23 protein-coding genes are annotated in these 22,527 nt (G+C 68.2%); 13 read left to right on the forward strand and 10 right to left on the reverse strand.

Going from position 1 to position 22,527, the window contains the following annotated elements:
* Positions 1 to 65: 65 nt before the first annotated feature.
* The 4 genes from ACFO0J_RS03995 to ACFO0J_RS04010 all read right to left on the reverse strand — a co-directional run bounded on the left by ACFO0J_RS03995 (position 66) and on the right by ACFO0J_RS04010 (position 4,823).
* Positions 66 to 725, reverse strand: a complete 660-nt coding sequence (locus ACFO0J_RS03995; protein WP_376811756.1) for a GntR family transcriptional regulator — start codon at positions 723 to 725, stop codon at positions 66 to 68.
* Complete coding sequence (gene dctA, locus ACFO0J_RS04000) at positions 725 to 2,032, reverse strand: C4-dicarboxylate transporter DctA (protein WP_376811757.1); 1,308 nt, start codon at positions 2,030 to 2,032, stop codon at positions 725 to 727. The genes ACFO0J_RS03995 and dctA overlap by 1 nt, the downstream gene beginning before the upstream one ends.
* 247 nt (positions 2,033 to 2,279) lie before the next feature.
* Positions 2,280 to 4,307, reverse strand: a complete 2,028-nt coding sequence (locus tag ACFO0J_RS04005) for a TonB-dependent copper receptor (RefSeq protein ID WP_376811758.1) — start codon at positions 4,305 to 4,307, stop codon at positions 2,280 to 2,282.
* A 105-nt stretch (positions 4,308 to 4,412) separates the two neighbouring features.
* A complete protein-coding gene (locus tag ACFO0J_RS04010) occupies positions 4,413 to 4,823 on the reverse strand; it encodes a DUF2946 family protein (protein ID WP_376811759.1) in 411 nt (136 codons plus the stop codon).
* 232 nt (positions 4,824 to 5,055) lie between these two features.
* On the opposite strand from ACFO0J_RS04010, the gene ACFO0J_RS04015 reads away from it, so the two are divergent.
* Genes ACFO0J_RS04015 through ACFO0J_RS04025 form a run of 3 tightly spaced genes read left to right on the forward strand, consistent with a single transcriptional unit; the run spans position 5,056 to position 7,326 of the window.
* Positions 5,056 to 5,856, forward strand: a complete 801-nt coding sequence (locus ACFO0J_RS04015) for an amino acid ABC transporter substrate-binding protein (protein ID WP_376811760.1) — start codon at positions 5,056 to 5,058, stop codon at positions 5,854 to 5,856.
* Between the two features lie 37 nt (positions 5,857 to 5,893).
* Positions 5,894 to 6,574, forward strand: coding sequence for an amino acid ABC transporter permease (locus tag ACFO0J_RS04020; protein WP_376811761.1), 681 nt, complete (start codon positions 5,894 to 5,896; stop codon positions 6,572 to 6,574).
* On the forward strand, positions 6,571 to 7,326 hold the full coding sequence (locus tag ACFO0J_RS04025; RefSeq protein WP_376811762.1) for an amino acid ABC transporter ATP-binding protein: 756 nt from the start codon (positions 6,571 to 6,573) through the stop codon (positions 7,324 to 7,326). Before ACFO0J_RS04020 ends, ACFO0J_RS04025 begins: the two co-directional genes overlap by 4 nt.
* A 14-nt stretch (positions 7,327 to 7,340) precedes the next feature.
* Here the strand turns inward: ACFO0J_RS04025 and ACFO0J_RS04030 are convergent, their stop codons facing one another.
* Positions 7,341 to 8,234, reverse strand: a complete 894-nt coding sequence (locus ACFO0J_RS04030) for a DMT family transporter (protein ID WP_376811763.1) — start codon at positions 8,232 to 8,234, stop codon at positions 7,341 to 7,343.
* Between the two features lie 151 nt (positions 8,235 to 8,385).
* Between ACFO0J_RS04030 and ACFO0J_RS04035 the strand changes: the two genes are divergently transcribed.
* Positions 8,386 to 9,780: an aminotransferase-like domain-containing protein gene (locus ACFO0J_RS04035; protein WP_376811764.1), complete on the forward strand. Its 1,395-nt coding sequence runs from the start codon at positions 8,386 to 8,388 to the stop codon at positions 9,778 to 9,780.
* Positions 9,781 to 9,805: 25 nt separating this feature from the next.
* Positions 9,806 to 10,588 (forward strand): uracil-DNA glycosylase, encoded by a 783-nt coding sequence (locus ACFO0J_RS04040; RefSeq protein WP_376811765.1) that lies wholly within the window; start codon positions 9,806 to 9,808, stop codon positions 10,586 to 10,588.
* Here ACFO0J_RS04040 and ACFO0J_RS04045 read toward each other — a convergent pair.
* Together ACFO0J_RS04045 and ACFO0J_RS04050 are read right to left on the reverse strand one after the other, a co-directional pair.
* Entirely contained in the window at positions 10,529 to 11,743 is a 1,215-nt protein-coding gene (locus ACFO0J_RS04045) for a GGDEF domain-containing protein (protein ID WP_376811766.1), read from the reverse strand. The two genes, ACFO0J_RS04040 and ACFO0J_RS04045, sit on opposite strands and share 60 nt — an antisense overlap.
* Before the next feature lie 3 nt (positions 11,744 to 11,746).
* The gene (locus ACFO0J_RS04050) at positions 11,747 to 12,985 is read right to left on the reverse strand and encodes a GGDEF domain-containing protein (protein ID WP_376811767.1); all 1,239 of its coding nucleotides are present in this window, start codon (positions 12,983 to 12,985) and stop codon (positions 11,747 to 11,749) included.
* A 104-nt stretch (positions 12,986 to 13,089) separates the two neighbouring features.
* Here ACFO0J_RS04050 and ACFO0J_RS04055 point away from each other — a divergent pair, with 104 nt between their 5' ends.
* The 6 genes from ACFO0J_RS04055 to ACFO0J_RS04080 all read left to right on the forward strand — a co-directional run bounded on the left by ACFO0J_RS04055 (position 13,090) and on the right by ACFO0J_RS04080 (position 16,518).
* The gene (locus ACFO0J_RS04055) at positions 13,090 to 13,569 is read left to right on the forward strand and encodes a YbaK/EbsC family protein (RefSeq protein ID WP_376811768.1); all 480 of its coding nucleotides are present in this window, start codon (positions 13,090 to 13,092) and stop codon (positions 13,567 to 13,569) included.
* Between the two features lie 70 nt (positions 13,570 to 13,639).
* Positions 13,640 to 14,335, forward strand: a complete 696-nt coding sequence (locus ACFO0J_RS04060) for an AzlC family ABC transporter permease (protein WP_376811769.1) — start codon at positions 13,640 to 13,642, stop codon at positions 14,333 to 14,335.
* On the forward strand, positions 14,328 to 14,657 hold the full coding sequence (locus tag ACFO0J_RS04065; RefSeq protein ID WP_376811770.1) for a branched-chain amino acid transporter permease: 330 nt from the start codon (positions 14,328 to 14,330) through the stop codon (positions 14,655 to 14,657). Before ACFO0J_RS04060 ends, ACFO0J_RS04065 begins: the two co-directional genes overlap by 8 nt.
* A 57-nt stretch (positions 14,658 to 14,714) precedes the next feature.
* The gene (locus ACFO0J_RS04070; protein WP_376811771.1) at positions 14,715 to 15,197 is read left to right on the forward strand and encodes a YajQ family cyclic di-GMP-binding protein; all 483 of its coding nucleotides are present in this window, start codon (positions 14,715 to 14,717) and stop codon (positions 15,195 to 15,197) included.
* A gap of 149 nt (positions 15,198 to 15,346) precedes the next feature.
* Entirely contained in the window at positions 15,347 to 15,724 is a 378-nt protein-coding gene (locus tag ACFO0J_RS04075; RefSeq protein ID WP_376811772.1) for an MbcA/ParS/Xre antitoxin family protein, read from the forward strand.
* Positions 15,721 to 16,518 carry an RES family NAD+ phosphorylase gene (locus ACFO0J_RS04080; protein ID WP_376811773.1) on the forward strand — a complete coding sequence of 266 codons (798 nt, stop codon included), beginning with the start codon at positions 15,721 to 15,723 and terminating at the stop codon, positions 16,516 to 16,518. The genes ACFO0J_RS04075 and ACFO0J_RS04080 overlap by 4 nt, the downstream gene beginning before the upstream one ends.
* On the opposite strand, the gene ACFO0J_RS04085 is transcribed toward ACFO0J_RS04080, so the two are convergent.
* Positions 16,515 to 17,129 (reverse strand): FMN-dependent NADH-azoreductase, encoded by a 615-nt coding sequence (locus tag ACFO0J_RS04085; protein WP_376811774.1) that lies wholly within the window; start codon positions 17,127 to 17,129, stop codon positions 16,515 to 16,517. The two genes, ACFO0J_RS04080 and ACFO0J_RS04085, sit on opposite strands and share 4 nt — an antisense overlap.
* A 117-nt stretch (positions 17,130 to 17,246) precedes the next feature.
* On the opposite strand from ACFO0J_RS04085, the gene ACFO0J_RS04090 reads away from it, so the two are divergent.
* Both ACFO0J_RS04090 and ACFO0J_RS04095 read left to right on the forward strand, forming a co-directional pair.
* Positions 17,247 to 18,230: a LysR family transcriptional regulator gene (locus ACFO0J_RS04090; protein ID WP_376811775.1), complete on the forward strand. Its 984-nt coding sequence runs from the start codon at positions 17,247 to 17,249 to the stop codon at positions 18,228 to 18,230.
* Between the two features lie 83 nt (positions 18,231 to 18,313).
* Positions 18,314 to 18,664 (forward strand): GFA family protein, encoded by a 351-nt coding sequence (locus tag ACFO0J_RS04095; protein ID WP_376811776.1) that lies wholly within the window; start codon positions 18,314 to 18,316, stop codon positions 18,662 to 18,664.
* 16 nt (positions 18,665 to 18,680) lie between these two features.
* On the opposite strand, the gene ACFO0J_RS04100 is transcribed toward ACFO0J_RS04095, so the two are convergent.
* Entirely contained in the window at positions 18,681 to 21,398 is a 2,718-nt protein-coding gene (locus ACFO0J_RS04100) for an AAA family ATPase (protein ID WP_376811777.1), read from the reverse strand.
* Positions 21,395 to 22,519 (reverse strand): metallophosphoesterase family protein, encoded by a 1,125-nt coding sequence (locus ACFO0J_RS04105; RefSeq protein WP_376811778.1) that lies wholly within the window; start codon positions 22,517 to 22,519, stop codon positions 21,395 to 21,397. Before ACFO0J_RS04105 ends, ACFO0J_RS04100 begins: the two co-directional genes overlap by 4 nt.
* Positions 22,520 to 22,527 lie beyond the last annotated feature (8 nt).

Here is a 22,527-nt window from a genome sequence, read left to right on the forward strand (position 1 = left end):
CCAATGTAACTTCCAAGCCTCCCATCAGCAAGCCCTGTCCAGGCCGGATCACGGCGCGGGCGGGGTCAGTCTCCGTACAGCCCGATGCCCCACCAGCGCAGAGTGCCCGACAAATGGGTGCGCACGGCCTGCGCGGCGTCCTCCTCGCGCCCGGCCAGCACGGCGTCGATGATGCGCAGGTGCTCGTCCATGGCGGGAATGATGCGTTCAGGCAGCAGCCGGCGCGATTGCTGCAGCACCGTGATGCGATCGTAGTTGCTGGCATAGACACCCGCCGCCAGCGGATTGTCCAGCGCTTCGGACAACGCCAGGTGCAGCTTCCAGTCGACCGCCATGGCCCATTGCTGCAGTTCCAGCGTGATGCCGCTGAACGCCTGGTCCCGGACGGCGGCGTGTTCCTCGCGCAAGGCCCGTATCGGGGCCTCCTCCAGCCGCGCGGCCAGGAGCCGGGCGCCTTCCTGGTCGAGCATGCAGCGCAAGTGGAAACAGGACCGGATCGTGTCGGACGTGGGCTCGATGACCAGCACCCCGCGCTTGGGCAGGATCCGCACCAGGCCGGTGGACTCTGCGTGCTTCACGGCTTCCCGCACGGGGGCCAGCGGAAGGCCGGTTCTTTCCACCAGTTCCGCGATCGAAACCAGTTGGCCGGCCCGGACCTCGCCCCGAAACAACAGATCCCGGAAAGCCAGGAAAGCCTGGTCGGCCAGCAGCAGGTCTCCCGCCATCACGCCTGTCCCGAAGCGGCGGACGTGTCCTCGGCGTCACGCAGATCAACCTCGATCCTGCCATCCAGCACGTCGTGGGCGCGCTGGCGATCCACGTCCCCTTCCCAGGCGCCGATGACGACGGTGCCGACACAATTGCCGATCATGTTGGTGAGCGCGCGCGCCATGCCCATGAACCAGTCGACCGACAGCACCAGCACCAGGCCGATCGCGGGAATGTCGGGGATCACGCTGAGCGTGGCCGCCAGGATCACGATGGCCGAACCGGGGACGCCGTGAGCCCCCTTGGAGGTCAGCAGGGACACGCCCAGGATCAGCAGCAGGTGGGAGAATTCCAGCGGCGTGTCCGTGGCCTGGGCGATGAAGACGGCGGCCAGCGTCAGGTAGATCGAGAACCCGTCCAGGTTGAACGAGTAGCCGGTCGGCACCACCAGGCCGACGGTCGAGCCGCGCACCCCCATGAGCTCCAGCTTGCGCATGACCTGCGGCAGGACCGCGTCGGACGAGGCCGTGCCCAGCACCACCAGCAGTTCTTCACGCAGGTAGCGCAACAGCTTCAGGATGTTGAAACCCGCCAGGCGCAGGATGATGCCCAGCACGACCAGCACGAAAATCACGCAGGTCACGTAGAACAGGGCCACCAGCAGGCCCAGGGATCCCAGCGTGCCCACGCCGTATTTGCCCACCGTGAAGGCGATGGCCCCCAGCACGCCCAGCGGGGCCAGCTTGACGATGAAGCCGATGATCTTGAAGAACACGTGCGACAGGCAGTCGACCAGATGGACCACGGGACGGCCGCGTTCCCCCAGCAGGGCCACCGCGACGCCGAACAGGATGGAGATCAGCAACACCTGCAGGATGTCGCCCGAGGCGAAGGCGTCGACGAGCGTGGTGGGAATGATGCGCATCAGGAAGCCGACCGTGTCGGTGGCGCCGCCCACGCGCGACGTGTAGGCGGACAGGGCGCTGGCATCCAGCGTGCCCGGATCGACGTGCATGCCGTGCCCGGGCGTGAACAGATAGGCCAGCCCGATCCCCAGGGCCAGCGCGAAAGTCGTCACGACCTCGAAATACACCAGGGCCTTGACCCCGACGCGGCCCACCTTGCGGATGTCGCTGGTGCCGCAGATGCCGTGCACCACCACGCAGAAGACCAGCGGCGCGATGATCATCTTGATCAGCTTGATGAAGCCGTCGCCCAGCGGCTTGAGCGATGTTGCGAATTCCGGCCACGCCACGCCCACGATGATCCCCAGCACCAGGGCGATCACCACCTGACCAAACAAAGTCCTATGAAAACGCTTCATTGTCTCACTCCTTGTCCTCGAGGGTTCGCTGTCGGTCCGACAGTCGATATGTCAGCATGAATTTCTACATATATTTGATCTGACATGTTAGTTATAACACCAGAATGCTTGACAGAAAATAAAATCGGAATAAGGAGAAACACCAAGACAGCGCGAGCCGGACGGCCCCGATCCCGGGCGCGGGATGGCGCGGTCGGCACCATCCCCGGCATCCCGCGCGGCAGTCGCGGAATGCCGCCCGGCCCGGTCAATCCAATGCGATCTGCGCCTTCAGCCAGAAGACCCGGCCCGGCTCGTTGATCCGGGTGTCCACGAAAGACGTGCTGCCCGGGATGTCCACGCCCGACTTCGACAAATGCTCGGCATAGGTCTTGTTCAGGACGTTGTCCACGCCGGCGGTCAGCAGCACGGTCTTGTTCGGACGCCAGCCGGCGTTCAACGACAGCACGCCGAAACCGCCGGTGGGGCCGAGATCCCTGCCGGCGATGCCGCCCATGCCTTCATCGTAGCGACCCTGCGCGGCCACCAGGCGCCAGAGGATGCCCGCGGAATACGGCCCCTGCGTATAGTTCAGCCCCAGGCGGGCTTCCAGCGGCGGCTGCTGCGCCAGGGCCGCGCCGTCCGTGCGGTTCTTGCCGTACACGTAGGACAGGCCGGCCACACCCTGCCAGGACGGGTGGAACTGCCAGGAGGCGTCCAGCTCGCCGCCCATGACCGTGGCGTTGATGTTGCGGGTCTGATTGCGGTTCCAGTCGATGAGGATGTAGTCGTCCACCCGGCTGTAGAAAGCCGAGGCCGACAGCGCAAAGGGGCCGCTGCGCCAGTTGGTGCCGATGTCGATCTGGTTCAGCTTTTCCGGCCGGGTGGACAGGAAGGCGCTGTTGGCGCCGTCGGGGCCGCCTTTCATCAATTCCCAGTAATCGGGGAAGCGTTCCGAATGGCCGAACCCGGCGTACCAGGTGCTGCTCTCGCCATAATCGCGCTCATAGCGCAGGAAACCGCTGTTCAAGACGCGGTCGCTCTTGCGGCCGGCGGTGGCCGACTTGGCGGGCAGGCGCTTGTCGCGGGCCTCGACCCAGTCGACCCGCAGGCCGCCGACCACGCGATCGGCATCGGTGAGGAACCAGGTGCTTTCGCCGAAGACGCCCTGTTGTTCGAAGCGCATGTCCTCGACCCGGGCCGCCGCGCGATAGGCGGCATCGGCGGCATCGGCCGAGGCCTGCATCCCGCTGCCCCGCGCGCGGTGCACGTCCTGCTTGGCGTCGGCGCCGACGACCAGTTTCCAGGACTCGGCCGGACGCAGCGTGGCGCTCAGCCGCCCGCCCGTGGTGCGGCGGTCCGGATTGCTGGCCATGTAGGGTTTCATCTTGCCCGCCGGCACGTCGCGCAGGGTGTAGTTGTCCATGACGTGGTCCACGTTGTTGTAGTAGACCCGCCCCTCGATCTCATCGACCAGGCCGCCCATGCGCTTGCGCTCGAACATCAGGGACACGTTCTCGCGCTTGAACTTCGAGCCGTCCATGCCGCGGTCGGCATAGGCGGCGCGCCCGTCGCTCAGGGCGGCGGACAGCTCGATGCGCGTCCGGTCGTCCGGCGTCAGCCCGACGGCGGCGTAGCTGCTCCAGCGCAGGTATTCGGAATGCACGCGGTTGCCGTCGCCGTCCTCATAATCATCGGCCTGGGCGCGCGTGCCGCCGGCGCGCACGTACCCCTGCGGTCCGCCGACCAGGACATCGGCCATCTGGTCGTTGCGTCCGAAGCTGCCCAGCGTCAGGCTGCCGTCGGCCCTCCAGCCGAAGGACGCCATGCGCTTCACGTCGCGCTCGAACAGCACCACGCCGGCCGATTGGCCCGCGCCGTAACGCACGCTCTGCGGCCCCTTGAGGACGGTGACGCGGTCGTAGGATTCGGGATAGACGTAGGCCGTGGGCGGATCCATGCGTCCGCCGCAGCCGCCGTAGATTTCCTGGCCGTCGAGCAGGATGCCCAGGCGCGAACCGGAAAAACCGCGCAACACCGGATCGCCGTCCGTGCCGCCCTTGCGGATCACGGAGAACCCGGGGATGCTCTTGAGAAAATCCGCGCCGTCATGGGCGGGCACTGGCTGGCGCGGGGCCTTCGGGTCCGTACGCACCACCAGGGGCTCGTCCATGGCGGGCGCGGTGACGACTACGGGGGACAGCGCCCGCACGGGCTGGGACAGCGCGGCCTGCGGCAGGCCGAGCGACATCAGGGCGGCCGGGATCCCGGCCACCCACAAGGTTTCCTTCTTCATTGAAGTCTCGATATGCGAAAAAACTGAAAAGATCCAGGGCCGCCCGCGACCGGTATGCCGACGGCATACCGGGCCGGGGCGGCCCGGCGTCAAAAAATCAGGGTTTCAGCACGAACGAGACGGAGGACAACGCGCGGGCGGCCATGCCCAGGTCCCGGCGATCCGGGCGGCACAGGGAGTTTCGTCGAACCCTGCCGCGGGCTGGACCCAGGGCGCGGCCGGCACGGCGGTGCCGGCCATGGCGGCCGTCGGTGGAGCGGGGGTGGTGGCGCACAGCGGACAATGGCCGGTCCGGAGCATGCGCGACGATCCGGAACCGTCCGGGTCGTCCGAGCCGGACGCCAGGTCCATGACCACCATGCCGGCCGGCGTGCAGGCCACGATCTGCACGCCCCGCAAGGGATCGGCCGGCGGAATGCCGGCGAACACAGGCCCGATGACCTGGAGCCAGAGCCCCAGGATCAGCAGCCAGTGGATGACGATGCATCCGCGTGTACGCCTGTCCGCATATCGCATGCAAAGATTCTATGCGGCGCGCCCCGCATCCCGGTTGACGCCGGTCAAGCCGCGCGACAGTGCAGGATCGCGCGACGGCGGCCTCCCTGCCCGGCGCAGATTCATATTTCCAAAAGCGATATGCAGATAGGCCGAAAACCTTTGCAGCTTGAAAGGCACCTCATTAGAATGAAAACCCATAAGACACGGCTTTCATATAACCGTCTGAATTAACCCATCTCCACTCCCCATCATGAAGAAAAAACTCTCTGCCCTGCTGTTTGCCTCCCTGCTTCCCCTGCTGGCCGCCGCGCCCGCCGCCCAGGCGGCCGCCGACGACCTCGCCGCCATCCAGAAGGCGGGCGTGCTGCGGATCGGCACCGAAGGCACCTACGCGCCGTTCTCCTTTCACGACCCCAAGAGCAACAAACTGGTCGGCTTCGACGTGGACATCGCCCGCGCCATCGCCCAGCAACTGGGCGTCAAAGCGGAGTTCGTCGAAGGCAAGTGGGACGGCCTGATCGCCGGCCTGGACGTCAACCGCTACGACGTGGTCATCAACCAGGTCGGCATCAGCCCCGAGCGGCAGGCCAAGTTCGACTTTTCCAAGCCCTACATCGCCTCGGCTGCGGCGCTGATCGTGCGCTCGGACAACGACACGATCCACAGCTTCGCTGACCTGAAGGGCAAGCGTTCGGCCAACACCATCACCAGCAATTTCGGCAAGCTCGCGCAGCGCAGCGGCGCGGAAGTGGTGCCGGTGCAGGGCTTCAATGACGCCATCGCCCTGCTGACCTCGGGCCGTGTGGACGCGACCGTCAACGACGAACTGTCCTTCCTGGATTTCAAGCACCAGCAGCCCAAGGCCAAGGTCAAAGTCGTCGCCACCGACAACAGCGCCGAATTCGGCCAGTCCGGCGTGCTGATGCGCAAGGACCAGCCGGCCCTGAAGGCCGCCGTCGACAAGGCGCTGGATGCCCTGCGCGACGACGGCACCTACAAGCAAATCTCCGAACGCTATTTCGGCGAGGACCTGTCCTCCAAGGTCAAGTAAGCCCGCCCCGCGACACGATCCATAAGGAATCCCGACCGTGCCGGACTGGCTTCATTTGATGGTGGATTCCCTCTGGCCGCTGCTGGTCGGGGGCATCCAGTTCACCGTGCCGCTGGCGCTCCTGTCCTTTGCGGCCGGGCTGCTGCTGGCGTTTCTCGCCGCCATCGCGCGGCTGTTCGGCCCGCCGCCGCTGGTGGCGCTGGTCCGCTTCTACATCTGGCTGATACGCGGCACGCCGCTGCTGGTGCAGTTGTTCGTGATCTTCTACGGCCTGCCCAGCGCCGGACTCGTGCTCGACCCTTTGACAGCCGCCCTGATCGGCTTCTCGCTGAACGTGGGCGCCTACAACGCCGAGGTCATCCGCAGCGCCATCGAGGCCATCCCCAAGGGCCAGTGGGATGCGGCTTATTCGCTGAGCATGACGCGCGCCCAGGCGCTGCGGCGCACGGTGCTGCCCCAGGCGGCGCGCGTGGCCGTGCCGCCGCTGGCGAATTCCTTCATCGCCCTGGTCAAGGACACCTCGCTGGCCGCCGTGATCACCGTGCCTGAAATCTTTCAGGCCGCACAGCGCATCGCCTCCGTGACGTATGAACCGCTGATTCTGTATATCGAGGCCGCCCTGATCTACCTGGTGCTCTGCTCTTTCCTGTCGGCGGCCCAGACCCGCCTGGAGCGCTATTTCGGCCAGCATGCCGTCTTTACCGAGGGGCAGCGATGATCGAGCTGCATGATATCCGCAAGTCCTTTGCCGGCCACGAAGTGCTGCACGGCGTCGACGTGCTCGTCTCCGAAGGCCAGGTGACCGCCCTGATCGGCCCCTCGGGCAGCGGCAAGAGCACCCTGCTGCGCTGCGTGAACCTGCTGGACGTCCCCGATGCAGGCCGGCTGACGCTGGGCGAAGAGACGCTGGAATTCCAGCCCGGCCGCCACCCGGCGCGCCCGGCGGTACAGCGCATCCGCCAGCAGACCGGCATGGTGTTTCAGAACTTCCAGCTCTTCCCCCACCAGACCGCCGTGCAGAACGTGATGGAAGGCCTGGTGACGGTGAAAGGCTGGAACCGCGAACGCGCCCGCGAACGCGCCCTTGGGCTGCTGGACAAGGTCGGCCTGCGGGAAAAGGCCGACGCCTGGCCGTCCAGCCTGTCGGGCGGCCAGCAACAGCGCGTGGCCATTGCCCGCGCGCTGGCGCCCGAACCGCGCGTGCTGCTGTGCGACGAACCCACCTCGGCCCTGGACCCGGGCCTGGCGGCCGAAGTGGTCGCGGTCCTGGGCGATCTGGCGGCCGAAGGCATGACCATGCTGATGGCCACCCACGACCTGCGCCTGGCGGCGCAGATCGCCCGCCGGACCGTGTTCCTGCAGGACGGCAGGGTCGTCGAATCCGGGCCGTCCGCCGACCTGTTCCGACATCCGCAAGACCCGCGCACGCAGCGCTTCGTGGCGACGCTGAAGGCGGACACGGCCGTGTAGGACGGCCGCGGCGGTCAGCGCGCGGCGCCTGAGACCGGCACCGGCGCGGCAGCCGTGTATTTGGCGCCGGCCACGCAGGCCACGACAAAGACCGTGACCGCCAGCATGACGGGCGTGACGGGTTCGCCCAGCAGCCAGGCCGCCAGCATCAGGCCCATGAAAGGCTGCAGCAACTGCAATTGGCCGACGGCGGCGATGCCGCCCTGGGACAGTCCCCGATACCAGAAGATGAAGCCCACCAGCATGCTGAAGACCGTCACATAGGCCAGGCCGCCCCAGGCGGACGCGGCGACGCCGGTCCATACGGTCGGTCGCAGCACCACGGCCAGGGGCAGGCTGACCGGCAGCGACAAGACCAGCACCCAGCAGATGACCTGCCAGCCGCCCAGCCGGCGCGACAAACGGCCGCCCTCGGCGTAGCCGTAGCCGCAGGTGACGATGGCGCCCATCATCAGGGCGTCCGCGCCCAGCGAACCGGAGCCGTCCTGGCTGAATGCGAACCCGGCCACCGAGGCCGCACCCAGGATGGCAAATGCCCAGAAGGCGCGCGAGGGCCGTTCGCCGCCCAGCCAGGTGCCGAAGATCGCCGTCGCCAGCGGCAGCAGGCCGATGAAGACCAGGGAATGCGCCGAGGTGATGGTCTGCAACGCCAGCGCGGAAAACAGCGGAAAGCCGACCACCACGCCGAAAGCCACCAGCAGCAGGGTGCGCAGATCGGATCTTTCGGGCCGGGGGCTGCGCGTCGCAACCAGCACGGCCAGCGCCAGCAGGCCGGCCAGGGCGGCGCGCGCCGCCGTGACGAACAGGGGATCGAGCCCCAGGACGGCCAGCCGCGTCGCCGGCAGCGAGCCGCTGAAGATCGCAACGCCGATCATGCCGTTGATCCAGCCGCGCGTGGTGGTGTTCATGCGTATTCCTCTGCCCGTCCGGGCGATGTCTGTGACTTTGCAAGGCCTCCAGATTGCCTTGCCCCCTGGATGGAATCCAGATACAGTGCAGTACAGTATCAATGAACTGTACTGATCACGACGGGCCTGATTGCACGCACGGATTTGACGCATGGACACCCTGCCCTCCCCGCCGCCGGGCCGCACCGCCGGCCTGATGCAATTCGTGCGCCGGCGCATCGCGGCCCGCGAATGGCCGCCCGGCACACGCCTGCCGTCCCTGCGGGGCATGGCGCTGCAGCAGGGCGTCTCCAAATCCACCGTCGTCGAAGCCTATGACCGCCTGGCGGCCGAGGGCGCCATCCAGGCCCGCGCGGGCGCCGGCTTCTACGTCGCCGGGCCTCTGGCCCCGCTGGCGCTGGCGGAGATCGGCCCCCGCCTGAACCGCCAGATCGATCCGTTGTGGGTGTCGCGCCAGTCGCTGGACCTGGGCGCCCAGGCCTCGAAGCCTGGCTGCGGCTGGCTGCCGGATAGCTGGATGCCCCAGGACGCCATCCGCCGCGCCCTGCGCCAGGTCGCGCGCGACCCGGACGCCCCGCTGACGGACTACGCCCCTGCCCTGGGCCTGCCGACGCTGCGCAGCGAGATCGCCCGGCACCTGGGCACCCGCGGCCTCGCAGTCGATCCCCGGCACATCCTGCTGACCGACTCCGGGACCCAGGCCATGGATCTGCTGTGCCGCTTCCTGATCCAGCCGGGCGACGCCGTTCTGGTCGACGATCCCTGCTATTTCAATTTCCTGGCGCTGCTGCGCGCGCACCGGGCCCACATCATCGGCGTGCCCCACGACCCCGACGGCCCGGACATGGACCGCTTCGAGGCCGCCCTGCGGGAACACCGCCCGCGCTTCTATCTCAGCAACACCGGGCCGCACAACCCGACGGGCGCCCGGCTGTCGGCCGACAAGGCCCGACGCATCCGGGCGCTGGCGCAGGCCCACGACCTGATCCTGATCGAAGACGACATCTTCGGCGATTTCGAATCCAGCCCCTCGGCCCGGCTGACGGCGGACGACAGCCGCGACCGGGTGGCGCAAGTCGGCAGTTTTTCCAAGACGCTGTCGGCCAGCCTGCGCTGCGGCTATCTGATCGCGCGCGAAGACTGGCTGGACGCGCTGGCCGACCTGCGTACCGCGACCACATTTTCCGGCGCCGGCCTGACCCAGGCCGTCATCGCCCGGCTGCTGCGCGACGGCGCCTGGCAGCAGCACACGCGGCGGCTGCGCCAGCGGCTGGCGCGCGCCCGGCCCCGCGCGGTCCGCCTGCTGAACGCCTTGGACGTGCGCCCCTGGCACGAACCCGAGGACGGCATGTTCCTGTGGTGCCGGTTGCCGGCCGGCATCGACGGCGCCCGCCTGGCGCAGGCAGGCCTGCAGCAAGGCCTGATGCTGGCGCCCGGCAATGTCTTCAGTCAGTCGCAATCGGCCGGCGGCATGATGCGCTTCAATGTGTCGCAAATGGACGATCCCCGCCTGCCCGATCGTCTGGCTACACTGTTGAAAAGTTAAGAACCCGCCTCTCCAGAAAAAGACCATGCCGCCTCCCTCCGACACCGCAATCCAAAATGCCTTCCAGGGTTCTCTGCGGGCCCAGATCGACACCCTGCCGACCGCCTGGAAATCAGCGCTGGAGGCCCCGCATCTGCAAGGCATCCTGGACCGGCTCGACACGATGCTGGCCGAACGGCTGGCGGCCGGAGCCTGCATTTTCCCCCTGCGGCCCTTTCGCGCCCTGATCGAAGTCCCGCCGGAGGCGGTGCAGGTGGTGATCGTCGGCCAGGATCCCTATCACGGCCCCAATCAGGCCCAGGGCCTGGCATTCTCGGTACCGGACTTCTGCCCCGCGCCGCCCAGCCTGCGCAATATGTTCAAGGAACTGGCCCAGGAATACGGTGAACCCGAACAGCCGCCGCGCAACAGCCTGATGCGCTGGGCGCGCCAGGGCGTGCTGCTGCTGAACACGTCGCTGACCGTCGAGGCCCACCAGCCGGCCTCGCATGCCAAAAAGGGCTGGGAGCACATCACCGACGCCCTGATCATGCGGGTGCTGCGCGAGACCCGCCCCAAAGTGCTGCTGCTCTGGGGTTCGCACGCCCAGGCGCGGCGCGCGCTGCTGGACATGCAGCCCCCGGCCGGCCCGGTCGAGGTGCTGACGGCCAACCACCCCTCGCCCCTGTCGGCCCTGCGCCCGCCGCGCCCCTTCATCGGCTGCGGCCATTTCCGCCAGGCCAATGACTGGCTGCAGGGGCACGGGGAATCAGGCATCGACTGGATGCTGGCTCGCACACCTGCCGCCGCCCCGGGCTACGGCGGCTAAAGTCGCGTCTTCCGCACTCCCGGCCCACAGGCGGGCGCAGTCGCGGCCCGCATCCTTGGCCCGGTACATCGCCTGATCCGCCCGGGCCAGCAGGATGCCCAGATCGTCGCCGTCCTGCGGCGCGCAGACGATGCCGATGCTCGCGCTCAAGGGCTCGCACACCCGGCACTCGCATTGCCGCAACTGGTCCCGGATGCGCTCCGCCAGCCCCAGGGCGCCTTCAGCATCCATGTTCGGCGCCAACACCACGAATTCCTCGCCGCCGATGCGCGCGCACAGATCGCCCGTCCGCACCGCGCGGCGCAGCACTCCCGCAAAGGCGGCCAGCACCCGGTCGCCGGTCTCGTGCCCATGTTCATCGTTGATACGCTTGAAGCGATCCAGATCGCACATCAGCAGGACGAGGGGCCGCCGCTGAGCCAGGACGTCCCGCAGCAGATCACCGCCCTGCTCGAACAGGGCGCGGCGATTGGCCAGACCGGTCAGAGCGTCGTGCAAGGCCGCATGCCGGTAGCGGCGCTCGGCGCGCGCGCCCACCATCATCAGGATGGCGAAGGCCACGCCGATGAAAAACAGCATGCCTTCGAACACCGCCATCGGAAAATCAAAACGCAAGCGGCCCGGCTCCGGCCCCAGCAGGATGGTCACCAGCATGCGCATGAAAGTCAGCAGGCCGTGCAGCAGCAGAATACCGAACGGCAAGACGGCCAGCCGCGTCTTCCCGCGCGGCTCGACCCCCAGCTCCCACAGGGTCGCCCCCGTATAGGCCAGAACCAGCAGGCCGTACGTGATCACGCGCGCCACGCCCGAGAGCACGAATCCGGGCCATTGGCACGCCGCGCACCAGGCCAGCGGGCCGACCGCGATCCACAGCCATCGCACCGGCTTGCCGGAAAATGCCCGCACGCCGGTCCAGATGCAGGCATGGGCCAGGATCAGCAGCGCACCGAAACGGGTCACCGACTGCTGCCAGGCGCTGCCCGGTGCATCCACGCCCAGCAAAAAGCCCAGGCCCACGAGCAACAGCGAGACGCCGGTCCACCCCAGCGTCCGGTCGCGGCGACCCAGCAGGGCCGCCGCCAGAATCAAACCGCCCACCAGCAGCAAGACCGGAATTTCGGCGATCAGCAGTGTGCGCGCGTCCAGATGGCCCATCGATCAGGATTCCGTGAGGGATGCGGCGAGCCCGGCGTCCGCCCCGGCCTCAGTCGCGCGTGTCCGCACCGCCGGCGCAGACGGCCGGCCCGATGCGGTCAGGCCATCCGACCGGCGGACGCAGTCCCGTCCCGAGGCCTTGGCTTCGTACAAGGCCCGATCCGCGCAAGCCAGCAGACGGTCCAGATCATAGCCATCCGCCGACGCGCACGCAATGCCGATGCTGACGCTCAGGCGGCCGATCGGCGGAGGCGATTGCCCGGCCAGGGCTCGACGAATCCGGTCCGCCAGCTCCAGGGTGCCCAGAGGCCCCAGGTCCGGCACCAGGACCACGAATTCCTCGCCGCCGATGCGCGCGCACAGATCCCCCGCACGCACCCGGCCGCGCAGCACGTCGGCGAACAGGGCCAGGACCCGGTCGCCCGCCTCGTGTCCATGCTCGTCATTGATGCGCTTGAACCAGTCCAGGTCGCACATCAGCAGAGCCATGTCCCGGCCTTCCCGGCTCGCCCGCTCCAGGCTGGCCACGCCCTGCTCGAACAAGGCGCGGCGATTGGGCAGCCGGGTCAGCGCATCATGCAGAGCGGCATGCCGGTAGCGCCGTTCAGCCTGCCCGCGCACCAGAATCAGAACGCCGAAGGACAGGCTGATGGCGAACAGGATGCCTTCCAGCATGGTCAGGGTGAAATCCGACCAGTGCAGCCAACTAGCATCCGGCACCACCTGGTGGATGGCCATGCGGTATGAGTAGAACAGGCCGTGCCCCGCCAGAATGACCAGCAGCGGCATCACCGATCCGATGTCCTCGCGGCGCTCGGGCCAGATTTCACGGCCCGCCGCCACCAGATAGGCAATCGCGATCAGGGAAAAACACAGCATCCGCACCTTGTCCGCCGTCATGAACCACGGCCACTGGCACAGCGCGAACCAGACCGCCGCCCCCGCCAGCAGAACCGGCCCACGGACGCGCTTTTCGGCAAAAACCCGCAGTCCCGCCCAGACGCAGGCATGCCCGGTGATCAGCAGCATGTTGGCCCCCGTGATCGCCCAGGCCCACCAGCGCGGCTCGCTGCGCGCCAGGCTGAGCAAAAAGCCCACACCGCCCATCAGCAGGGCGGCCGACATCCAGATCAGGGGACGGTCGCGCCGGCCCTGCAATCCGGCCAGCAGCATCAGCCCGCCGACGAGGAACAGCACGAAGGCTTCGACGAGCAGCAGGGTGCGGGCATCCAGGTTCAACATCGAGCCATCGCCTTTATGATTCAGTCCGGAGAGCCCGGAGTGTTGCAAAGCATTTCATGCCTGAAGTGCCTATGATGCCAGACGGAATAACCCTGGAATTTTAAATGACGATTGAATCCGTCCGACAGTTCTTCGCCGAGCACGCGCCCGATCTGGACATCATCGAACTGGCACAAAGCACGGCCACCGTCGCCCTGGCGGCCGAAGCCCACGGCGTGGCCCCCGGACAGATCGCCAAGACCCTGTCCCTGCGGGCGGGTGAAACGGCTGTGCTGGTCGTGGCGCGGGGCGACGCGCGCCTGGACAACCGCAAGCTGCGGCAAGTCTTCGGCAGCCGCACGAAAATGCTGCCTGCCGACGAGGTCGCGGACCTGACAGGCCACCCGGTGGGCGGCGTCTGCCCCTTCGGCCTGGCCCGGCCTCTGCCGGTCTATTGCGACGTCAGCCTGCGCGACTTCGACATCGTCATGCCCGCGGCCGGCTCCATCCATAGCGCGGTGCGCATCACCCCCGAGCGCCTGGCCTTGCTGACCGGCGCATTCTGGGTGGATGTGTGCCAGGCGGCCGTTCCTGCGGGCGGCTGAACGCCGCCAGTCCTTATAATGACAGGCTTGCGCGTCGGGAAGCCCCGCCGCCCCGACCCGTTTCCCATTCATGTCCCGGCCTGCTTCCAATCCACTGTCCATTCCCAGCCTGACCGCGCCGGTCGCCATGGGCTACGTGCCGCTGGGCGCGGTCTTCGGCTTTCTATTCGTGCAGTCCGGCGGTTCCGGCTGGCTGGCCGTGGCCTCCAGCCTGCTGATCTACGCCGGCGCCGCACAATTCATGATGGTGCCGATGCTGTATGCCGGCCTGCCGATCAGCGCCATAGTCCTGGCGACCCTGGTGCTCAACCTGCGCCATGTGTTCTACGGCCTGTCGCTGCTGAACACCCTGCCGGCCAGGCGCCTGGCACGCTGGTACAGCATTTTCGCCTTGACCGACGAGACCTATGCCGTCCTGACGGCACTGCCCGCGCAGGCACGGGCGCCGAACATGGCCTTGATCAGCGCCCTGAACCAAGGCTGGTGGGTGCTGGGCACCACGCTGGGCGCGGTGCTGGGCTCCATGGCCCAGGTCGGCCTGACCGGCCTGGATTTCGTGCTGGCCGCCCTGTTCGCCGTCCTGGCCGTCGAGCAATGGCGCGCACGGCGCGATGCGGTGCCGATCTGGATCGCGCTGGCCGCTTATGCCATCGGCTGCGTGCTGATGCCGTCCCAGGCGCTGGCCATCGCCATTGCGCTCTGCCTGCTGGCGGCCGCCCTGCGGCCCGCCCGGCCCGTGCCGACCACCGGAGCCGCCCATGATTGACATCTCTGACTCCGGCTACGTGCTGATCACCATCGCGCTGATGGCCCTGGTCACGATCCTGCTGCGCGCCCTGCCCTTCATCGCCGGCCACTGGCTGCGCCGCCACCCCATCGTCCACAAGCTCGGCGATTCGCTGCCCCTGTCGATCATGGTGCTGCTGCTGGTCGACAGCGCCGCCGGCCAGGCGCGCAGCCACGACGGCCTGCCGTGGCAGGAGCTGGTCGCCGTGGCCCTGGTGGTCCTGCTGCAATGGCGCACGCGCCAGACGCTGCTGAGCATCGCCGCCGGAACTGCGCTGTACGTGGGGCTGCGGGCGCTGTAGACCCTGCCGCCACAGGCCCTACAATCGGAAGATCGTCCCCTTCTTCCAGGAGCCCTCATGCCCAGCTTTGACGTCGTCTCCGAAGTCGACAAGCACGAACTGACCAACGCCGTCGACCAGGCCAACCGCGAACTCGCCACCCGCTTCGATTTCAAGGGCACGGCCGCGAGCTTCGAACTGGAAGGCTACGTCGTCACCCAGGTGGCGCCCAGCGCCTTCCAGCTCAAGCAGATGATCGACATCCTGCGCGGCCGCCTGTCGGCGCGCGGCATCGACGTGCGCTGCATGGAGGAAGACGATCCGCTGGAAAACCTGGGCGGCGCCCGCCAGAAGATCACCATCCGGCAAGGCATCGAACAGGCCGTGTCGAAAAAACTGATCGCCGCCGTGAAGCAGGCCAAGATCAAGGTCGAGACCCAGATCAACGGCGACAAGCTGCGCGTGTCCGGTAAAAAACGCGACGATCTGCAGCAGGTCATCGCCCTGCTGCGCAAGACGGACGTGGAACTGCCGCTGCAGTTCCAGAATTTCCGCGACTGAGTCCAACCCCGCCGCCAACGACCGGAGCCCCGCCCTGCGCAGGCGGCCCTTGACAGCCGTTTCTCGCGGCTCCCTCATGACTCAATCATTGTGCAATTCGCACCAATGAACCATAATATGTGCATGATGAACATTTTATGGACATCGCCATGACCGCCCTGCCGAACACCGTGTCCGTACCCGCACCCGACGCCGTGCTGGCCAAGGCCGTCCTGCGCGCGGCCGAACAGCTCGGCCTGCGTCAGGCGGGGCTGGCCGACGTGCTGGGCATGCATCGCACCGCCATCAGCCGGATGAAGACCGCGCAGTCGCTGGATCCCGCGTCCAAACAGGGCGAACTGGCCCTGCTGCTGGTGCGGCTGGCCCGCGCCCTCTACGCGCTCACGGGCGGCGACGTCGAATGGATCCGGCATTTCATGCACGCCCCGAACCGCGTCACGGGCGGCGTGCCGGCCGAACAGATCGCCACGATCCAGGGGCTGGTCACGGTGCTGCGCTTCGTGGACGCGATGCGGGGCAAGATTTGACCTCGGACCGCCACGGCACGGGCAGCGAGGCACCGGCCGGGGCCGGCGGGTTGTGGCGGGACTGCGCGGGCGAAGACCACATCGGCCCGATCCAGGGCTTGCTGCATCGGCTGGTCGAAAGCCAGGAGCACATCGCCACCCTGGGCTACGTCGATACGCTGGAGGAACAGGCCGTCCTGGAAGCCCTGCTGGACGCGGCCAAGCCGCCCTGGCCCGCCGAGGGCGCGCGCCTGCACTACCTGCTGCGCACGCCGTTTCGCTACCCGCCGCTGCCCTGGGGGTCGCGCTTCGGACGGCCTCACGAGCCCAGCCTGTTCTACGGCGGCCGGGATCCGGGCGCGACGCTGGCCGAATCCGCCTACTACCGCTTCGTTTTCTGGTTTTCCATGGACGCGCCCCCCGCCGGGGACGCCATCCAGAGCCAGCACACCCTGTTTTCCGTCGGCTACCGCACCGAACACGGTCTGCGGCTGCAAGAGCCGCCCTTTGACGCGCACCGGGCGGTGCTGACGGATCCCGCGCACTATCAGGCGACCCACACACTGGGCACCGACATGCGCGCGGCGGGCATCGAGGCCTTTGAATACCGCTCGGCGCGCGACCCCGCGCAGGGGCTGTGCGTCGGCCTGTTCACCCCGCGCGCCCTGACCGGCAAAGCCCCTCGGGACATGCATCCCTGGCTATGCCAACTGAGCGCCCGCGAAGTCGCGTTCAAGCCGGTCGGCGAGCGCGCCGTCCACACCTACCCGCTCGACGCGTTTCTGGTGGACGGACGGCTGCCGATGCCGGCTTAAGCCGCCAACGCGAGGATGTCTTCCTGAGCCTGAGCCAGACCGCGCTCGCGGCTTTCGGGACCCATGTCCATGCCTTCTGCGCGCACGACACGGAAATCAGTCACGCCCATGAAGCCGAAGATCGTCTTCAGGTAGCTTTCCTGGTGCTCCATGGCGTTGCCGGCGTCGCTGGTCGAATACACGCCGCCGCGGCTGAGCGCCAGGATCACGGTCTTTTCGCCCAGCAGACCGACCGGGCCGTTCTCGGTGTACTTGAAGGTGCGGCCGCCCTGGGCCACGCGGTCCAGCCAGGCCTTCAGTTGGGCCGGGATGGTGAAGTTGTACAGCGGCGCACCGATCACCACCACGTCGGCCGAGATCAACTGGGTGACCAGCGCTTCGGAGACTTCGTTCTCGCGCCGCTGCACGTCGGTCAGGGATTCAGCCGAAGGCGGCAGACGGAAGCCCAGCGCGTCCAGCGACAGAGGACCGGGAGCCTGCGAGGCCAGATCCAGATACTCGACCTGCAGGTCGGGGTGCGCAGCGCGCTGCTGCTCGACGATCTGACGCGTCAGGCTGCGCGTGACGGAGTTCGGGCCGGAGATGCTGGAATCGATGTGCAACAGTTTCATGATGAGTGTCTCGTGCGGATGTCCAAGTGACGATGGACGTCATTGTCCATTAAGCTTGAATCATTGATAAGATGTCTTGAACAAGATAGATTGTTCTATTTTTGGTGTGAATCCATCATGCACGACCTGAACGACATGCGCTATTTCGCCGAAGTCGTGGATCACGGCAGCTTCGCAGGCGCGGCCCGGACACTGGGCCTGCCGACCTCGCGGCTGTCGCGGCGCATCGCCCGGCTGGAAGCCGAGCTGGGCGTGCGACTCCTGCACCGGACCACCCGCAAACTGTCCCTGACGGCAGCGGGCGAGCAATATCACCACCACTGCGTCGCCGTGCGCGATCAGGCGGACCAGGCCCAGGCGGAACTCGCCCGGATCCTGACCGAACCGCGCGGCCCGCTGCGGGTGTCCTGCCCCGTCACCCTGGCCCAGTCCACCCTCGGCCCCCTGATCCCCGACTATCTGGCGCGCCACCCCAAGGTGCGTCTGGAAATACTGGTCAGCAACCGGGTGGTTGATCTGGCTGAAGAAGGCGTGGACCTCGCCCTGCGGGTCCGTCCGACCCTGGACGACAGCGGCAGCGCGATCATCAAGCAATTCGGCCTGAGCCACGGCCTGCTGGTCGCCAGCCCGGAGCTGCTGCAACGCCACGGCCGGCCGGCCCAGCCTGCCGATCTGGAGCGCTTTGACGCGGTCAGCATGTCGGCGGCGGGCGGCAAGGTGCGCCTGCGTCTGCTCGGTCCGCAGGGCGCGCGGCATGAGGCGGCCTGCCGCCCCGCCTGCGTCATCGACGATCTGATGACGCTGCGCTTCGCCATTCTGGGCGGGGTGGGGATCGGCGTGCTGCCCGACTATATGTGCCACGAGGACATCACCCAGGGGCGGCTGGAACGCATCCTGCCCGACTGGTCGCTGGCCTCCGGCATCGTGCACGCCGCCTACCTGTCGCGGCGCGGCATGTCCCCGGCGCTGAGATCGTTCCTGGATTACCTGGGCGAAAAGCTGGTGCAGGACCCGAGCGGCGATCTGGTGGGGGTGTCGCCGCTGCGACCAGCCGGCGGAACGCCGGCCCCGCCTCCGGCCAAACCCACGGCGACGGACTGACCTGGCGTTTCCTCCACCCAGTGGTTTATCCTGCCTTCTTGACCGACTGCCATCCCGGCCCCGGTCGCACCAGGAGCCTGCTGATGTCATTCCAAGGAAGCTGCCATTGCGGCGCCGTCCGATTCACCATCGACGCCGCCCTCCCCACCCAGGCCATCGAATGCAACTGCTCGCATTGCCGCATCAAGGGCATGCTGCTGGCGTTCTTTCCCGTCGACCAGTTCCATCTGGACCAGGGCGAGGACGCATTGCAATCCTACCGCTTCAACACGCACAAGATCGAGCACCAGTTCTGCCGGACCTGCGGCACCCAGCCCATGGCGCTGGGCGCACTGCCCGACGGGACTCTCTCTCGCGGCATCAACCTGCGCTGCGTCCCCGAGGCCGATCTGGACACCCTGAAACGCACCCCCTACGACGGCGCCAGCCGCTGACCCGGCGCAAGCCGGCCTACGCCGCCCCCAGCATCCCCATCTCCACGACTCGCGCGCCCAGGTCGCGCCAGCGGTCGGGATGGCAGGTGAACAACAGCACCTGGTGGCGTTGCGCCGCGTCGAACAGGATGCGCTTCATGCCGTCCAGGCGCGCGTGGTCGCTATGCACCAGCGCATCGTCCAGGATGATGAGGGTGGGCCGGCCCGCCTCGCGCAGCAGGTCGGCGTAGGCCAGGCGGCTGATCAGGCCCATCTGCTCGCGCGCGCCAAAGCTCAGGGCGTCCACCGCCTCGTGCACCGCGCCGTCCGCCCCCGTGCGGACCAGCCGCTCAGGCAGCAGGTCCTCGTCCACGTCCAGTTGCGCCTGCGGAAACAGCAGGTGCAGATAATGGTTCAGATGGCGTTGCAAGGGCGCCTGGATGCGGCGGGTCAACGCCTGGCGGCCGGTTCTCAACATCTCCAGCAGCAAGTCCAGGGCTTCGGCCCGGCGCTGCAGTTCGTCGCGGCGCCGGGCGATGAATTCCGCCTCGCGGGCCAGATCGGCGCGCTGTTCTTCCAGGCCATGCGCGCCCAGCGCTTCCAGCCCGCTTTGCACCCGGATGGTTTCTTCGCGGCGTTCCTTGGCGGCCTGCTCCATCTGGGCGGCGGTGCGGGTGAACCGTTGCACGTCCTGTTCCAGAATCTCCGGACGGGCCTCGGCGATCCGCGCGTCCAGTGCGTCCAGCGATTGCCGCACCGCCGTTTCCCGTGCCTGAAGCGCCGCCAGCCGGGCGGTGAGCTCCTGTTCCTGCCGCTGGCGCTCCGGCGCCTGGATCGCGTCCCGGAGCCGCTGCCATTCAGCCACGGCCGTGCGGCCGGCCTGCTCCGCCAGGCCCAGTGCCTGGGCATGCTGGGCCGCCTGGCGTTCGGCGGCCTGCAGCCTTTCGCGCGCGGCGGCCAGCTCGCGTTCGGCCTGGGCCTCGGCGAGAGGCTCAGGAGCAGCCTCGGTGATGGCCTGCGCAGTGCCGCTTTGATCGGTGCCGGTGCCGGCGCCGGTCCCGGCATCCGCCCCGGCCGGGTCCTGCGGCAGGGCCGCCAGCGATTCGGACCGGGTCCGCCGCTCTTGCTCGACCAGCGCCAGCCGGTTCGACACCGCATCCACGCCCTGCGGCGCCAGCCCGTCCAGGCGGGATTCATGCAGCTCGATCTCTTGTTTCAGGGCGCGGGCCTGTTCGGCCTGATCCTCGGCCTGCCGCAGGTCCGCCGCTCCCAGGCCGGCCAGCAGCGTGTCAAACCGGGCACGGGTCTCCTGGCGGCGACGGGCCAAATCGGCCAGATCCTCGCCTCCGGGCCGGATGTGCAGGCGGCCGATGCCCGGCACGTCCAGCGCGACGGGTTCCAGCAGCAGGCGTTCGCCCCGGCCCGTCAGAGACTCGTCCCCCGCCTGGATATGCTGCTGCGGCAGCAGGTCGTAGGCCAGTCGTGTGGCGGCGGACTGCCGGACCGCATCGAGTTCGGCCAGCCCTCGGTCCAGCGAGCGCAACTGCTTCAATACCGTCTCGTCCGGCCGGATGCCCTGCAAACGGGTCCGCAAGGCCTGCACGCGCGCCTGCAAGGTCCGCGCCTGTTCCAGGTCGGCCGCCAGCCGGGCCTGTTCAGCCGTCAAGCGGCGCAGATCGGCCGCCAGCACGGCGCGCTTGGCTTGCCCACGCGCCGTCGCCAGGCGGGCCTCGGCCATCCGATAGGCCGCCTGCGCCTGCTCGACCTGCGCGTCGATCCGCGGCCGGTCGGCCAGCAATTCGCTGACCTGAAGCCCGGTCGCGTCCCGGTCCCGGGCGCGCTGCTCCAGTTCCTGGTGCTGGCGGGCATAGGCCGCCTGCTGATCCCGACCGTGCTGCAGGCTGGCGACGCAATGCTCGAGATCCTGCGCCTCGCGCGCCCGGGCCTGGCGCCAGCCCCGGACCTCGGCCAGCTTCGCCTGGGCGTCCGCGGCCTGCCGGCGGTAGGCTTCCCAAGGCCGGCCCTCATCCTCGGCGCGCAGGCGGCGCAGTTCGGCCAGACGGTCCACCTGCTGGCGATACGCGGCGATATCCCGGTCGAGCGCCGTCAGACGCGCCCCGGCGTCCTCGTGCTGCCGCAGGACCTCCGCGTATTCCCCCGTGGGGCGCCCGGCGGACGCCGTCAGCAGCCTGGCGCGTTCGGCCTCGACCCGGGCGATCAGCGCATCCCCCGCGCTGCTGGCGAGATCCCCCAGACTCTCGCCCAGGGCGGATTTCAGGTAAGCGCCCGCGTGGGCCACCGATTCGCGCAAGACCTGGCCTTCACCCTGCTCGATCCACAGCAGGCCGGGCACGCCCCAATGCTGGGCCTTGCTCGGCCCTTTTCCGGGGAATTGATAGCCCAGCAGTTCCGCCAGTTTTTCCTCGGCCTCGTCGCCGTTGAAGCGCCGGGCGCCGATCTCCAGGTCGCAGCGTTTCTGCTTCAGGAAGCGTTTGCTGAGCTTCCAGTGCGCGCCCTGCCATTCGAATTCCAGTTCCACGCTGGGCGCGGCGGACGTATCGCCCCAGGGCTGCAGGTCTTCCGCGGCATTGGACTTGAAACGCTCGAAGAACGCTGCGCGGATCGCCCGCACCAGCGTGCTCTTGCCGGATTCATTCGGGCCGGCGAACAGATTGATGCCGGGCTCCAGATCGCGGATTTCCACCGGCGCGCGGAAACGCCGCAGGTGTTCGACGCGCAGGCGCAAGAGTCTCATGATGCCGCTCCCGCGTCCTGGCTCAGCAGGCCCGCCAGAATCGCCAGCGCCTCGCGCGCGGTGTCCGCGCCATCCGCGTCGGCATCCTGCTGTTGGCGCAATTGGGCGATCACCTCGCCCACGTAGCCGTCGGCCCGCAACGCAGCCATGTCCTCGTCGGTGGGCTCCAGCCGCAGGCCGGCCCGATGGACCTGCAGGCTGCGGCAGCGGCCCTGCACCACGGACAGCGCCTGATCCAGGCGCTGCGCGCCCGCCAGGTCGATGGCCCCGACCAGGGTCAAATCCAGCACGGTCTCAGGCGGCAGGCCGTCCAGGCGTTCGACGAGCAGATCCAGGTCGGAGGCGACCGACAGGGCCTCGTTCCAGGCCAGCCAGCGATACTGGCCGATGTCCAGGGGCGCCACGGCCGGCGCCTGGCCCGGACCCGGCACGTCCACCCGCACGACCTGGCCAGAACCATTGTCGCGGAAGCGTTCCGGCTCCGGCGTGCCGCTGTACACGGTGCGCGCGTCGATCTGCTTGAAGCCGTGCCAGTCGCCCAGCGCCAGATAATCCAGCCGCGCGCGCTGCGCCCGGTCGGCGGCGATCGGGTTGGGGGAATCGATATCCTCGGCCAGGATGCCCTGGACACTGCCGTGCGCCAGGCCGATGCGCGCCAGGCCCTCGCCGGTTTCCGCTGCGTCGAACCACGTGGTCAGATCGTCATGCGTCTGCCGCTGCGTCAGGGGCGCCGCCAGCACCGCGAAGCCCAGTTCTGGAAATGCGCGCACGCCCGGTTCCAACAGCAGATGCGCATGCGCGGGCACCGCGCCCAGCCGCTGCGCGCGGGTCCAGACGCTTTCCGCCAAGGCGGCGTCGTGATTGCCGGGGATCAGGATCCAGGGGCCTGCGTAGCCCTGCAACGCATTGAACAGGCGCCGGATGGTGCGGTCCGACACCGCCTGGGCGTCGAACACGTCGCCCGCCACCAGGACGGCATCGACGCGTTCACGCGCCGCCAGCGCGGCGATGCGCTCGACCACGGCGAAACGGGCCTCGGCCAGGACCGTGGCGTCCTCGGGGGCGAAACGGCCGTACTGGCGGCCTATCTGCCAATCGGCAGTGTGCAGGAATCGGGGCATGGCCGGGA

The sequence above is a fragment of the Castellaniella hirudinis genome, assembly GCF_042651965.1.
Classification (GTDB): domain Bacteria; phylum Pseudomonadota; class Gammaproteobacteria; order Burkholderiales; family Burkholderiaceae_B; genus Castellaniella; species Castellaniella hirudinis.

Excerpts from the sequence above, each read along its gene's own strand:
- ACFO0J_RS03995 (WP_376811756.1), bottom strand. The coding sequence starts at position 725 with ATGGCGGGAGACCTGCTGCTGGCCGACCAGGCTTTCCTGGCTTTCCGG.
- dctA (WP_376811757.1), bottom strand. The coding sequence starts at position 2,032 with ATGAAGCGTTTTCATAGGACTTTGTTTGGTCAGGTGGTGATCGCCCTG.
- ACFO0J_RS04005 (WP_376811758.1), bottom strand. The coding sequence starts at position 4,307 with ATGAAGAAGGAAACCTTGTGGGTGGCCGGGATCCCGGCCGCCCTGATG.
- ACFO0J_RS04010 (WP_376811759.1), bottom strand. The coding sequence starts at position 4,823 with ATGCGATATGCGGACAGGCGTACACGCGGATGCATCGTCATCCACTGG.
- ACFO0J_RS04015 (WP_376811760.1), top strand. The coding sequence starts at position 5,056 with ATGAAGAAAAAACTCTCTGCCCTGCTGTTTGCCTCCCTGCTTCCCCTG.
- ACFO0J_RS04025 (WP_376811762.1), top strand. The coding sequence starts at position 6,571 with ATGATCGAGCTGCATGATATCCGCAAGTCCTTTGCCGGCCACGAAGTG.
- ACFO0J_RS04030 (WP_376811763.1), bottom strand. The coding sequence starts at position 8,234 with ATGAACACCACCACGCGCGGCTGGATCAACGGCATGATCGGCGTTGCG.
- ACFO0J_RS04035 (WP_376811764.1), top strand. The coding sequence starts at position 8,386 with ATGGACACCCTGCCCTCCCCGCCGCCGGGCCGCACCGCCGGCCTGATG.
- ACFO0J_RS04040 (WP_376811765.1), top strand. The coding sequence starts at position 9,806 with ATGCCGCCTCCCTCCGACACCGCAATCCAAAATGCCTTCCAGGGTTCT.
- ACFO0J_RS04045 (WP_376811766.1), bottom strand. The coding sequence starts at position 11,743 with ATGGGCCATCTGGACGCGCGCACACTGCTGATCGCCGAAATTCCGGTC.
- ACFO0J_RS04050 (WP_376811767.1), bottom strand. The coding sequence starts at position 12,985 with ATGTTGAACCTGGATGCCCGCACCCTGCTGCTCGTCGAAGCCTTCGTG.
- ACFO0J_RS04055 (WP_376811768.1), top strand. The coding sequence starts at position 13,090 with ATGACGATTGAATCCGTCCGACAGTTCTTCGCCGAGCACGCGCCCGAT.
- ACFO0J_RS04060 (WP_376811769.1), top strand. The coding sequence starts at position 13,640 with ATGTCCCGGCCTGCTTCCAATCCACTGTCCATTCCCAGCCTGACCGCG.
- ACFO0J_RS04065 (WP_376811770.1), top strand. The coding sequence starts at position 14,328 with ATGATTGACATCTCTGACTCCGGCTACGTGCTGATCACCATCGCGCTG.
- ACFO0J_RS04070 (WP_376811771.1), top strand. The coding sequence starts at position 14,715 with ATGCCCAGCTTTGACGTCGTCTCCGAAGTCGACAAGCACGAACTGACC.
- ACFO0J_RS04075 (WP_376811772.1), top strand. The coding sequence starts at position 15,347 with ATGACCGCCCTGCCGAACACCGTGTCCGTACCCGCACCCGACGCCGTG.
- ACFO0J_RS04085 (WP_376811774.1), bottom strand. The coding sequence starts at position 17,129 with ATGAAACTGTTGCACATCGATTCCAGCATCTCCGGCCCGAACTCCGTC.
- ACFO0J_RS04090 (WP_376811775.1), top strand. The coding sequence starts at position 17,247 with ATGCACGACCTGAACGACATGCGCTATTTCGCCGAAGTCGTGGATCAC.
- ACFO0J_RS04095 (WP_376811776.1), top strand. The coding sequence starts at position 18,314 with ATGTCATTCCAAGGAAGCTGCCATTGCGGCGCCGTCCGATTCACCATC.
- ACFO0J_RS04100 (WP_376811777.1), bottom strand. The coding sequence starts at position 21,398 with ATGAGACTCTTGCGCCTGCGCGTCGAACACCTGCGGCGTTTCCGCGCG.
- ACFO0J_RS04105 (WP_376811778.1), bottom strand. The coding sequence starts at position 22,519 with ATGCCCCGATTCCTGCACACTGCCGATTGGCAGATAGGCCGCCAGTAC.